The organism is Pseudomonas sp. B14(2022) (assembly GCF_012030485.1).
GTDB lineage: Bacteria > Pseudomonadota > Gammaproteobacteria > Pseudomonadales > Pseudomonadaceae > Aquipseudomonas.
The window spans coordinates 22,706-34,716 of record NZ_JAAUVM010000026.1; the positions used below are offsets into that span (position 1 = coordinate 22,706).

11 protein-coding genes and 1 riboswitch are annotated in these 12,011 nt (G+C 59.0%); of the genes, 6 read left to right on the plus strand and 5 right to left on the minus strand.

Annotation, left to right across the window (positions count from 1 at the left end; all coding sequences use genetic code 11):
* Positions 1 to 36: 36 nt before the first annotated feature.
* A complete protein-coding gene (locus HCF10_RS27010; protein ID WP_167656776.1) occupies positions 37 to 423 on the minus strand; it encodes an MAPEG family protein in 387 nt (128 codons plus the stop codon).
* Positions 424 to 617: 194 nt separating this feature from the next.
* On the opposite strand from HCF10_RS27010, the gene HCF10_RS27015 reads away from it, so the two are divergent.
* The gene (locus tag HCF10_RS27015; RefSeq protein ID WP_131697464.1) at positions 618 to 1,853 is read left to right on the plus strand and encodes a cation:proton antiporter; all 1,236 of its coding nucleotides are present in this window, start codon (positions 618 to 620) and stop codon (positions 1,851 to 1,853) included.
* A gap of 20 nt (positions 1,854 to 1,873) precedes the next feature.
* Here the strand turns inward: HCF10_RS27015 and HCF10_RS27020 are convergent, their stop codons facing one another.
* Positions 1,874 to 2,761 carry a LysR family transcriptional regulator gene (locus tag HCF10_RS27020; protein WP_131697465.1) on the minus strand — a complete coding sequence of 296 codons (888 nt, stop codon included), beginning with the start codon at positions 2,759 to 2,761 and terminating at the stop codon, positions 1,874 to 1,876.
* Between the two features lie 93 nt (positions 2,762 to 2,854).
* On the opposite strand from HCF10_RS27020, the gene HCF10_RS27025 reads away from it, so the two are divergent.
* On the plus strand, positions 2,855 to 3,268 hold the full coding sequence (locus tag HCF10_RS27025) for a VOC family protein (protein WP_131697466.1): 414 nt from the start codon (positions 2,855 to 2,857) through the stop codon (positions 3,266 to 3,268).
* Between the two features lie 34 nt (positions 3,269 to 3,302).
* A complete protein-coding gene (locus HCF10_RS27030; RefSeq protein WP_237683191.1) occupies positions 3,303 to 4,592 on the plus strand; it encodes a cation:dicarboxylate symporter family transporter in 1,290 nt (429 codons plus the stop codon).
* Positions 4,593 to 4,647: 55 nt separating this feature from the next.
* On the opposite strand, the gene HCF10_RS27035 is transcribed toward HCF10_RS27030, so the two are convergent.
* The 3 genes from HCF10_RS27035 to HCF10_RS27045 form a co-directional block, all read right to left on the minus strand.
* Positions 4,648 to 5,538: a formate/nitrite transporter family protein gene (locus tag HCF10_RS27035; protein WP_131697467.1), complete on the minus strand. Its 891-nt coding sequence runs from the start codon at positions 5,536 to 5,538 to the stop codon at positions 4,648 to 4,650.
* A 71-nt stretch (positions 5,539 to 5,609) separates the two neighbouring features.
* Positions 5,610 to 7,541, minus strand: a complete 1,932-nt coding sequence (locus tag HCF10_RS27040; RefSeq protein WP_167656777.1) for a patatin-like phospholipase family protein — start codon at positions 7,539 to 7,541, stop codon at positions 5,610 to 5,612.
* Positions 7,542 to 7,644: 103 nt separating this feature from the next.
* Positions 7,645 to 8,049: an acyl-CoA thioesterase gene (locus HCF10_RS27045; protein WP_167656778.1), complete on the minus strand. Its 405-nt coding sequence runs from the start codon at positions 8,047 to 8,049 to the stop codon at positions 7,645 to 7,647.
* Positions 8,050 to 8,248: 199 nt separating this feature from the next.
* Positions 8,249 to 8,355, plus strand: a riboswitch (S-adenosyl-L-homocysteine riboswitch).
* Positions 8,356 to 8,376: 21 nt separating this feature from the next.
* Between HCF10_RS27045 and ahcY the strand changes: the two genes are divergently transcribed.
* The 3 genes from ahcY (at position 8,377) to HCF10_RS27060 (ending at position 11,970) form a co-directional block, all read left to right on the plus strand.
* A complete protein-coding gene (gene ahcY, locus HCF10_RS27050; RefSeq protein ID WP_053128057.1) occupies positions 8,377 to 9,786 on the plus strand; it encodes an adenosylhomocysteinase in 1,410 nt (469 codons plus the stop codon).
* A gap of 172 nt (positions 9,787 to 9,958) precedes the next feature.
* On the plus strand, positions 9,959 to 10,804 hold the full coding sequence (metF, locus tag HCF10_RS27055) for a methylenetetrahydrofolate reductase [NAD(P)H] (protein ID WP_131697470.1): 846 nt from the start codon (positions 9,959 to 9,961) through the stop codon (positions 10,802 to 10,804).
* Positions 10,805 to 10,887: 83 nt separating this feature from the next.
* Complete coding sequence (locus HCF10_RS27060; protein WP_145336887.1) at positions 10,888 to 11,970, plus strand: hypothetical protein; 1,083 nt, start codon at positions 10,888 to 10,890, stop codon at positions 11,968 to 11,970.
* Positions 11,971 to 12,011: the final 41 nt, after the last annotated feature.

A 12,011-nucleotide genomic window follows, 5' to 3' on the forward strand; every position in this document is an offset into this window, starting at 1 on the left:
TTCTTCGCGAGCAAGCTCGCTCCTACATAAATCGGGTCAGATCGAGACGAAGAAGAAACTCGCAATCAACGCCATGCCCACCGCCCACACCAGCGAGCGCAAGATCGCCCAGTCGGCCAGGTAGCAAATGATGTACAGCAGGCGGCTGGTGATAAACAGCACGGCCAGCACATTGATGGTCACCAGTTCGGCCGTGCCGGCCAAATGGGCGATAATCACCGCCGCCGCAAACGCTGGCGTCACTTCAAAGCTGTTGAGCTGCGCACTGTGGGCCCGCTTGGCAAACCCGTCGAGTGTATCCAGGAAAGCACGCGGGTCGTGGTTCTGTCGTAGCCCGAACTTGCCGCCACTGAACTTGGCCACCCCCGTACACAGGTAAGGCAGAAAAATCGCGATCAACACACACCAGAAAGCAGCCGTCATCACTCATTCCTTTTGTAGTTTTATAAAGCGATTAGAGTTCTAGCACTAAAAACCTAATATCGCACCTAACCGCTATGAGCCGCGCGACACCGAAAGGTTCTACCGCACTTTCGCCCAAGACCTTGCAACCTCAAGCCGCCACTGCGGTCCATCCCCCCACTAACACTCCACCACCCACCGTCCAAGGACCCCGGATGCTTGAACTTGTCGCCGCCTTCATTTGCCTCACCACCCTGCTCACCTACGTGAACTTCCGTTTTATCGGCTTGCCGCCCACCATCGGTGTCATGGTCACGGCCCTGCTGTTTTCCCTGATCCTGCAAGGCCTGAGCCTGCTCGGCTACCCAGGCCTGGAGGAACGCATCCAGCAACTGATCGGCCAGATCGACTTCGGCGACCTGCTGATGAACTGGATGCTGTCATTCCTGCTGTTCGCGGGCGCCTTGCACGTCAACTTGAACGACCTGCGCAGCTACCGCTGGCCCATCGGCCTGCTGGCAACCTTCGGCGTGTTGATCGCCACCGTGGTGATCGGCAGCCTGGCCTATTACATCTTCGCCCTGTTTGGCTGGCACGTGAGCTTCCTTTACTGCCTGCTGTTCGGCGCACTGATCTCGCCCACCGACCCCATTGCGGTGCTGGGCGTGCTGCGAACCGCCAATGCGTCGAAACCGCTGAAGACCACGATTGTGGGCGAGAGCCTGTTCAACGACGGCACGGCGGTGGTGGTGTTTACCGTATTGCTGGGTATCGCGCAGTTGGGCGAGACGCCGACCGTGGGCGCCACGGCCATGCTGTTCGCCCATGAGGCAATTGGCGGCGTGGTCTTCGGCGGGCTGATCGGCTACTTGGTGTACCTGATGATCAAGAGCATCGAACAGCACCAGATCGAAGTGATGCTGACCCTCGCCCTTGTGATCGGCGGCTCGGCGATGGCCACCGAACTGCACGTCTCCGCACCGATCGCGATGGTGGTGGCGGGGCTGATCATCGGCAACCTGGGGCGCAAGCTGGCGATGAACGACATGACCCGGCGCTACCTGGACGGCTTCTGGGAACTGCTCGATGACATGCTCAACGCGCTGCTCTTTGCGCTGATCGGCATGGAGCTGCTGCTGTTGCCGTTCAACTGGCTGCACGTGTTCGCGGCCAGTTTGCTGGCGGTGGCGATCCTGCTGTCTCGCCTGCTGACCGTGGCCCCGGCGATCCTGTTGCTGCGCCGCTGGCGCACGGTGCCGCGCGGCACCATCCGTATCCTGACCTGGGGCGGTTTGCGCGGCGGGGTTTCAGTGGCACTGGCGCTGGCCCTGCCACTGGGTCCGGAGCGCGATCTGCTGCTGAGCATCACCTACATCGTGGTGCTGTCGTCGATCCTGGTGCAGGGCTTGACCATTGGCCGAGTCGTAAAGCGCATAGCCGAGCCTCAGTGAAGCTGTGAGCAATTACGTCGCTACATCACACGTTTGCCTAAGGGCGCACTGCGATTGCCCAGGTGTTCAAGCAAGTGCCGCATCGCCAGTGGGCGCCGCGGCGTCGAGCTATGCATGACGACCAGATCCCGCGCATAGCGCGGCGCGTCGTCGACCGGCAAGACACACAGGCCATTGCGAGACATCCCTGCCCACTGCGGCACCAGTGATACACCCATGCCTTGGGCGACCAGTATGACGATGGTTTCCAAGGCATCCAGCTCACACAACACCTGCGGATCAAAGGACTGTTCATCGAGAAAACGCTGGGCAATCTGCCCACCCCACGAACGAGCGTCATAGCGGATGAATGGCCGCTCGCGCAGCAATGCTTCTAACGTTTGCGTGCCAAACCCAGCGGGGGCAATCAGTATCAGAGGTTCAGCCCGCAACAAGGTCGTCGCCAAAGCCTTGGGTGGCTGAAAGGGTGGCCTGACAAGAATCGCCGCGTCCAGCTCCTGGGCCAGCAATCTCTCATAGAGGCTTCTGGAGTCACCCGGTGTGATCTTCAGTCTCAGCCCTGGTGCCGAAAGCGCCAGTCGCTCAATCGCCCCCGGCAAGACCCCGGTCAATGCCGTCGAAATGGCACCGATCTTGATCTCTCCCGATAAGCCATCTTGGCTCAGGTCCTCCTGCAACTCGCGCGCCTGTTCAATGACCGCATGAATTTTTGGCAGCAACAGCAGGCACTGGTCTGAGGGCCATGCGGCATGCGCAGTGCGCATAAGCAGCGTGCACCCCAGTGTTCGCTCAAGCGTCTTGACCCGTTGGCTGATCGCCGCTGCGGTACGGTTTTCACGTCGCGCGGCCGCAGCAATGGAGCCGGTTTCAATGACGGCGACCAGACTTCTCAGGAATCGAACATCCATAAGTTTTCCTTTCGCTCAGACCAAGGCGAACCCGTTTTACCCGGGTACACGACCTGTTTAATTTGAGGGTTCTCCCACACAGAGATGCCCCCCATGAACAGACCTTTCCACGCTGCATATCATGTTTATGACCTAAATCAGGCGCGCATTTTTTATCGAGATGTTTTGGGCTGCACGGAAGGCCGTAGCAGCGAGACCTGGATCGACTTCGATTTTTTCGGGAACCAGCTTTCACTGCACTTGGGCACGCCGTTTCCCACCACACGTACCGGGCTGGTCGGTGAGCATCGTGTCCTGATGCCGCATCTCGGCGTGGTGTTACCGCTTGAGGAATGGCTGACGCTTGCCGAACGCCTTACCCACCTGGGTACATGTTTCGAGATTCCGCCAGTGATCCGATTCGCTGGCGAGCCAGGCGAGCAACGCACGATGTTTTTTCTTGACCCCAGCGGCAACCCCATCGAGGTGAAAGGGTTCAAGGACTTCGCCGCGCTGTTCGCTCAATAAATCCCTGAAATCTACAACAATAAGGGGCACCTACATGACCACCAAAAAACCAACCAGCCTTGTGACTCGCATCATGATCGGTCTGGCCGCCGGGATAATCGTCGGCATCCTTCTCAACCAGTTTCCCGAACACAAGACGTGGTTCATTGACAATCTGCTGCAACCGGCAGGCGACTTGTTTATCAAGCTGATGAAGATGATCGTCGTACCTTTGGTCTTTGCTTGCATGACCGTCGGCATTGCCGGGATGGGAAATCCTGCCGCCTTGGGACGCGTTGGCGTGAAGACCTTCGTTTACTTCTTCACGATCACCAGTATTGCAATCGTCTTTGGTCTGATCGTTGGAAACGTCGTCGAGCCCGGCTCAGGTGCCGAATTTGGCAGTACGTTGCAGACGCCAGTAACAGAACTGGCCGCCAACGGCAAAACGCAGAATCTGGGGCAAACGCTATTGGCGATCGTGCCGGATAACATCGTCTTGGCCATGTCGCAGGGCAAGCTGCTCTCCGTGCTGTTTTTCGCCATCCTGTTCGGCTGCGCCTTGTCTATGCTGCCCGAGCAGCGCAAGGCCCCCCTGATCAGTGTGATGCAGGGCATCTCCGACACCATGTTCAAAGTCACCCATCTGGTCATGCATTACTCGCCGATCGGCATTTTCGGGCTGATCGCAGTTACCGTCGCCAGCTTTGGCCTCAGTGCCTTGCTGCCGCTGGCCAAACTGATCGGCACAACTTATGTCGCAGTGCTGTTATTTGCATTGTGCGTATTGGGCGCAGTTGCACGATTGGCGGGGGTCGGCTTTTTCCACTTGGTGCGGGAGATACGCAGTGAATTGTTGCTGGCCTACAGCAGCGCCGCGTCAGCAACAGTAATGCCTCAATTGATCGAAAAAATGGAGCGCTACGGTGCTCCGCGCCCTATTACCAGCATGGTTATCCCGCTGGGCTACTCGTTCAACCTGGATGGCGCATCGCTTTTTGCTGCGTTGGGCACGTTGTTCATCGCCCAGGCATATGGCATCGACCTGAGTCTGGCGGATCAGGGGATGCTGGTATTGATCATGGTGTTGACGTCAAAGGGCGCGGCGGGCGTGCCGGGTTTCATGTTTATCATCCTTACCGCGACCTTGACTGCGGCGGGTCTGCCCGTGGAAGGAGTGGCGATCATTGCAGGCGTGTATCGCCTGATGGATATGCCGGTCACAGCGTTGAATGTGCTGGGCAACGCGCTGGCGCCATTGGTGATTGCCCGGTGGGAGGGTCAACTCAAGGCACCTGACCGCACAATTGCCGCCGATTCTGCCAGCACGTCGCTCAAAGCCTGAAAGTCCTGATCCAGGTGCCCCGCAAAGAACGCGTTTGAGTCTTTGCGGGGCAATATCAAGCCTTTTTCTTACTCTGAGAAAGCTGCCCCCGTGCGCCGGAGTGAGTTGCAGAAGGTGCCTTGGTTTCGCTACGAATCTGCGCATGGCTGATCAGCGCAAAGATGAAGCTGCCACCGATGATGTTGCCGGCCAGTGTGGGGCCGGCAAACACGAGCCAGAAGTCTTTCCACGGCAGCTCACCGGCAAACACCAGGTATGACACTTCCGCCGAACCCACCACGATATGGGTGAAATCCCCCAGGGCCATCAGGTAGGTGATCAGAATGATGATCCACATCTTGGCGCTTTCCATCGAAGGGATCATCCACACCATGGTGGCGATCATCCAGCCGGAGACGATGCCCTTGGCGAACATCTGGCCGGCGTCGTTTTCCATGATCTTGCGCCCGATGTCCAGGAAGGCCATGTCGGTCTTGGTGTCGAAGATCGGCAGGTGCAGCATCACATACGCCACCAACAGCGTGCCGCACAGGTTGCCCACCAGTACCACGCTCCAGAGCCTTATCAGCCGCCCGGCATTGGCCAGTGTAGGCTTGCTCATCACCGGCAACACGGCGGTCAGGGTGTTTTCGGTGAACAGTTGCTGACGCGCCAGGATCACCGCGAGGAAGCCTGCGCAGTAGCCGAAGCTGGCGATCACCTTGAACGCTTCGCCGTCCGGCAGGCGTGAATTGAGCAGCCCCATGGCCATCAACGACAGGCCCATGGTCAAGCCTGCGGCCAGGGCCGACCACCACAAGGCGGCGACGCTGCGCTCCAACTCCTGGTCGCCCTGGGTACGGATGATTTCGTGGAGCACCGCGGCGCGGGGTGGCTGGTTCTTGTCCACGTCCTGTTGCTCTTCCTGCGACAGGTTGGGGGTCTTGCCGTCTTCGTGGGTAGCCATGATGTTCCAGAGTCCGAGGGGTGCCTGTAGCTACGACATGCTGGCGCGGTAGCTGTTCAGTGACCAGACAACTAAACCGGCATGCGCCAAGCCTTGGCCATCTCCACAGTGGTGGAACTGGAAGGCGTGCTCCAGGGTTTGTTGCGCGCCTGGTATTTTTCGCTGAGGTCATCGAGCACACGGTTGAACGCGAGTGGCGAAGTGGCCTCGGCCAAGTCTCGGGCTGCGCGCTGTAACAGTTCAACATTCGACGCCGGCTGGCCTGGTCGGAACAACGATGGGTAGATGACCTCCCGCGTAAAGCTCTCGGCACTCACCGCGATATCGCGCCGCTTCATTTCAGCGACAGCGCAGGTCATGACCCTGGAAGAGGGTGAAGCTTCGCCGGCCCCCCGTTTGGCAGCCACTTGCAGCAACGCCTGGAAATTATGCTGGTCAGGGTCATTCAAGCGCCGTCCCAACCATTCGATCTTCTCGGGACTGCGGGCAAGTGCATCCAGATTACGAACTGCCGACGACAGCTTCGGTGTGAACAGCAAGCCATCATGGGACTTCTCGACCGCAGCAATCGCACGGTCCAGGGCGTGCAACACCTGCTTCGCTTCTTCTCGAAACATCAGCACACTGGTAGCGGCCGTGTCTTTCTGCAATGCCGGCTGCACACTGGCCAGTGTTTTATCATCCATCGCCAGCACCGCTTCATCCAGCGTACCGAACGAGTGAGACTCACGCGTCGTGGCACGACGCTGCAGATGCCCCTCCACCGCTTCACGCGCCCTCTCCTGCAGGTGCTGCTTGTACTCATCCTTCATGGTGAAGTTGACCGTACCGTTGAGCAGGCCGCGAAAATCGCCTTTTTCGGTATTAAGTGGCAACGCCAGCGTCTGGTCGGCAAATGCTTCGAGCCTTTTATCCTGGTAAGCCTCGGCGGCCGAGTGGGGTGTTCCCGTGATGCAGTCGACCAGGCTGCTGAAAAAACCGCCACGTTGGGCTGGCGCCCCGACGGGGTCTGACTCGAACTTGATGATCAGCGACTCAGACTTGCTCAGGGGGCTCTCGGAAAACAAACGGTCCACCACGCCTGACGCTGGTGTATTGAGCAGCAGGCCACCGTCCTGAAAGGACGTGGTTTCAGATGCCATCTGGAAGCCATGCCCTTGTTCCACAGGGCTTTTGAACAGTACGGGCAACGAACCCGAAATACGCGCGGCGCGGGCGATATCCATGTCCGGAGTCAAACTGCTGTTGAACACTACCAACTGTGGGCGCCCACCAAACATGCCAGTACCCGTGATATTGAGTTGCTTGACCGCTGGAATATTGCGACTTAACACCTCAAGGTCGGCAAACGTGGGCGCGCCACCTGCACTGAGCTTGTCAGCAATGCACATGACTTCGGCGGGACGGGTTTCTCTGGGAGTGTCGGCAATATGACCAAGAAGCGCCTTGCGCGACTCGTCGCGGATCATTTCCTCCAGCGGAACGGCAGCGGTTTTCAGACGTGGCAGCAGGGTCATCAGCAACTGGGAAATGTTGCCGGCCAGGCCCGGCAAGCGCCCCACATGCTTGCCAAGCGTCGAACTGGCTTCCTGCAACCAGGCCGTCACAGGGTCTTTGCTGTTCAGCAGACTGGGCAGATTGATGTTGTCCGACAGCCCATCGAATGCTGCCGCCCCCATGCCACTGGCAACCAAAGCTGCGGAAATCGCGCCGGCGGAGGAACCGGAGATCACCCGAATGCCTTCCAGTGTCCCTGCGTCTTCAAGTGCCTGCACGCCTCCCGAGAAAGCGACGCCCTTGGCCCCACCACCACTGAGCACCAAATGCGTGACGGGCGGCGGCGATAACACCACCTCCACCCGCCCTTGAGGATCGCGAAGGAGGGTCAGATTGCGCTCGCCGCCACTGTCCACCAACAACGTCTTCGCCGTGTGATCGGCGCTGACTCCGGCATTTCCATGCAAATGAGACTGAACAGGAGTGACCGGATTGAGCACTTTCATGCACTGACTCTCTCTGCGGGGGTGTAATCCTGAGTGACGAGAGAGCCTGGAAAAGATCCACCCGGAACAACCTGGCAACAGAAATCAAACCGGTGGCATGTAATTATTCGCGAATGTCATCTTCCTGGAACTGGTCCTTTACATACTTGATCTCGGTACGGCCGTGGGGCGCGGGCAAGCCGTCTTCGCCGAGGTTGACGAAGACCATCTTCTCTACAGTCAGGATGCTTTTACGGGTGATCTTGTTGCGCACTTCACAGGTGAGGGTGATGGAGGTGCGGCCAAATTCGGTGGCAGTGATCCCGAGTTCGATGATGTCGCCCTGGCGCGAGGCGCTGACAAAGTTGATTTCGGAAATGTATTTGGTCACCACGCGCTGGTTGCCCAGTTGGACGATGGCGTAGATGGCCGCTTCTTCGTCGATCCAGCGCAGCAGGCTGCCGCCGAACAGGGTGCCGTTGGGGTTGAGGTCTTCAGGTTTTACCCATTTGCGGGTGTGGAAGTTCATGGTCACTCCAAAGCGTCTTGCCAAATGATGGGCAACATCATGGCAGAGCCTGCCCCCAAGCTCTATGCGCCAATGCCTATCAACCCCATGCGCGATCTGCATGCCGCCGACAGAAAGGCTTGGGAAGTATCGCGTACACGGCTATAATCGCCACCGCTTCAAAACGGTCATCTTCAGTTGATACCGTTTCTCCCGCCACCTGTCCGAGGGGCGCTGCAGCAGGTTCAACCTGTCAGGCTCGGATGGGGCGTTGTCCGGCCTGGTTGCCCTGGCCTGATACTAAACGCACAACGGCGCCCATTCGCACACTACGAATGGAGGCTCTTCATGAGCGCTGTAATTACGCCTGCAGATTTCAACGACTACAAAGTCGCCGACATGTCCCTCGCCGCCTGGGGCCGTCGCGAAACCTTTATCGCCGAATCCGAAATGCCAGCCTTGATGGGCCTGCGTCGCAAGTACGCCGCCGAGCAACCGCTCAAGGGCGCGAAGATCCTCGGCTGCATCCACATGACCATCCAGACTGCCGTACTGATCGAAACCCTGGTGGCCCTGGGCGCCGAAGTGCGTTGGTCGTCCTGCAACATCTTCTCGACTCAAGACCAGGCCGCTGCCGCCATCGCCGCTGCCGGTATCCCGGTATTCGCCTGGAAAGGCGAGACCGAAGAAGAGTACGAGTGGTGCCTGGAGCAAACCATCCTGAAAGATGGCGCGCCTTGGGATGCCAACATGATCCTCGACGACGGCGGCGACCTGACCGAGCTGCTGCACAAGAAGTACCCGCAGATCCTCGACCGCGTCCACGGCGTGACCGAAGAGACCACCACCGGCGTGCACCGCCTGCTGGACATGCTGGCCAAGGGCGAGCTGAAAATCCCGGCCATCAACGTCAACGACTCCGTGACCAAGAGCAAGAACGACAACAAGTACGGCTGCCGTCACAGCCTGAACGATGCCATCAAGCGCGGCACCGACCACCTGCTGTCGGGCAAGCAAGCCCTGGTGATCGGCTACGGCGACGTGGGCAAGGGTTCGTCCCAGTCCCTGCGCCAGGAAGGCATGATCGTTAAAGTCTCCGAAGTCGACCCGATCTGCGCCATGCAAGCCTGCATGGACGGTTTCGAAGTGGTTTCGCCGTTCATCGATGGCGTCAATGACGGCACCGAAGCAAGCATCGACAAGGCCCTGCTGGGCAAGATCGACCTGATCGTGACCACCACCGGTAACGTCAACGTCTGCGATGCCAATATGCTCAAGGCCCTGAAAAAGCGTGCCGTGGTGTGTAACATCGGTCACTTCGACAACGAGATCGACACCGCTTTCATGCGCAAGAACTGGGCATGGGAAGAAGTGAAGCCGCAGGTACACAAGGTTCACCGTACCGGCGCTGGCGCTTTCGACCCGCAGAACGACGACTACCTGATCCTGCTGGCTGAAGGCCGCCTGGTTAACCTGGGCAACGCCACCGGCCACCCAAGCCGCATCATGGACGGCTCGTTCGCCAACCAGGTACTGGCCCAGATCTTCCTGTTCGGCCAGAAATACGCCGACCTGTCGCCAGCCCAGAAAGCCGAGCGCCTGACCGTGGAAGTACTACCGAAGAAACTCGACGAAGAAGTGGCCCTGGAAATGGTCCGCGGCTTCGGCGGCGTGGTGACTCAGCTGACCAAGACCCAGGCCGACTACATCGGCGTGACCGTCGAAGGTCCGTTCAAGCCGCACGCTTATCGCTACTAAGTAATCAGCCCAACCTGCTCTACCTGTAGGAGCGAGCCTGCTCGCGAAAAACTCAAGGACACCGCGTACATCCTGTTTCTACGCGTTATCGTTGACGTTCTTCGCGAGCAAGCTCGCGCCTACAGTGCAGATGGGTTGCACAGTCGGCTTCTGAGTTTCAAAGGGTATGACCATGTCCCAAGACCGTCGCTACAGCTTCGAGTTCTTCCCCACCAAGACCGATGCTGGGCATGAAAAACTGATGGCGACTGCCAAGCAGTTGGCCACTTACAACCCCGACTTCTTCTCCTGCACCTACGGCGCGGGCGGTTCGACGCGTGATCGTACGATCAACACCGTGTTGCAACTTGAAAGCGAAGTCAAAATTCCCGCCGCTCCGCATTTGTCCTGCGTGGGCGACAGCAAGGCCGATCTGCGCGGCCTACTCACCCAATACAAGGCCGCCGGCATCAAGCGCATCGTTGCCCTGCGTGGCGACTTGCCGTCCGGCATGGGCATGGCCAGCGGTGAGCTGCGCCACGCCAATGACCTGGTGAGCTTCATTCGCGAAGAAAGCGGCGATCACTTCCATATCGAAGTGGCCGCTTACCCGGAGATGCACCCCCAGGCGCGCAATTTCGAAGACGATCTGCAGAATTTCGTACGCAAGGCCAACGCCGGCGCCGACAGCGCGATCACCCAGTACTTCTTCAACGCCGACAGCTATTTCTACTTCGTCGAGCGTGTACAGGCCATGGGCGTGAACATCCCGATCGTGCCGGGCATCATGCCGATCACCAACTACAGCAAGCTGGCGCGCTTCTCTGACGCCTGCGGTGCAGAGATCCCACGCTGGGTGCGCAAGCAACTGGAAGCCTATGGCGATGACGTTAAGAGCATCCAGGCGTTCGGCGAGCAGGTGATCAGCAATATGTGTGAAAAATTGTTACAAGGTGGCGCGCCAGGCCTGCACTTCTATACCCTGAACCAGGCTGAACCAAGCCTCGCGATCTGGAACAACCTTAAACTGCCACGCTAGGCTGTTTTAATCGCTGTACCCGGCCCTCGTTATTACGGGGGTTTTTTTCGTCTATATATCTCCGGAAAGGAAGCCTGCAGTACATGAATACAGCGTCCCCGACTCTCCGCCCGCAACTGGTGTACTTGGTATTCGGCGCCGAGACCTATCATCAGGAAGCCGTATTCAGCATCGCCAGTGCCCTGGCCCAACTGGGCGGCCCCCAGGACATGCCATTGGACATCCAGGTGTTCAGCGACAACCCGGCCCCCTATCGCGGCTTGCCGGTACAGGTTCACACGCTGGACGACGCCACGCGCAGACGCTGGAGCGAGCCCCACGGCTACCACTTCCGCACCAAACATGTGCTGTTGCGCCAGGTGCTGGAAACAGCGGAGCGCGCGCTGTTGATCGACACCGACACTTTTTTCCACGACTCGCCCATGGCGCTGTTCGAACGCGTCGCGCCCGGTACCGTGCTGTGCAATGCCTTCCAGGCCAAGTACGGCGACAACCGCGAAAGCGTGCTGTATGAAACCATGGCCAAGCACCTCGCAGACAAAGGCCTGGCCGACGACGACATGTGGCTGCTCAACTCCGGCGTCATGGGCCTGGCCCGGCAAGACGCGCACATCCTTGATCGCTCGATCGAGTTGATGGACGAACTGTTCCCGATGGCCCGGGGCGCCTACACCCTGGAAGAATTCTGCCTGTCAGTGGCCGTGTACCGCACGCTCAACGTGCGCCAGTGTCCCGACCTGATCCACCATTACTGGAGCCGCAAGCAGCTGTTCCGCGCCAAGGTAAAGGCTTGGATCACCAAGCACGCCGCAGACCCCATCTGCGCCAAGGCCCTGGCCGACACCCGCAATGTGTCTGCCCACCTGCCTCGTCCGCCGCGCCTGCAGCGCTTGATGTACAAGCTGATCACCTTGGCCTTGCCCAAACGCAAGCAGCAGTTCATCCGCGAAATCCTCTACGGCTGCTACGAGCACGAAAATGAATTCGACCAGGCCTGTGGCCCGGTCTGGTGGGACAAGGCCCTGCAGAATCAGGAAGAGCGGCAAAAATGCCCGGTCGACGCGCACCAGCTCGAACATTGGTTCGCCAACCCTGTGGTGCGCCTGATTCTGGGCGAGCGACGTGCAGCCATCTACGCACACCTGATGACTTCACCGACAAAATAGCGCTGCCCGCAGATGCTTGTGCCAGAGCTTCTCTTTAGCGC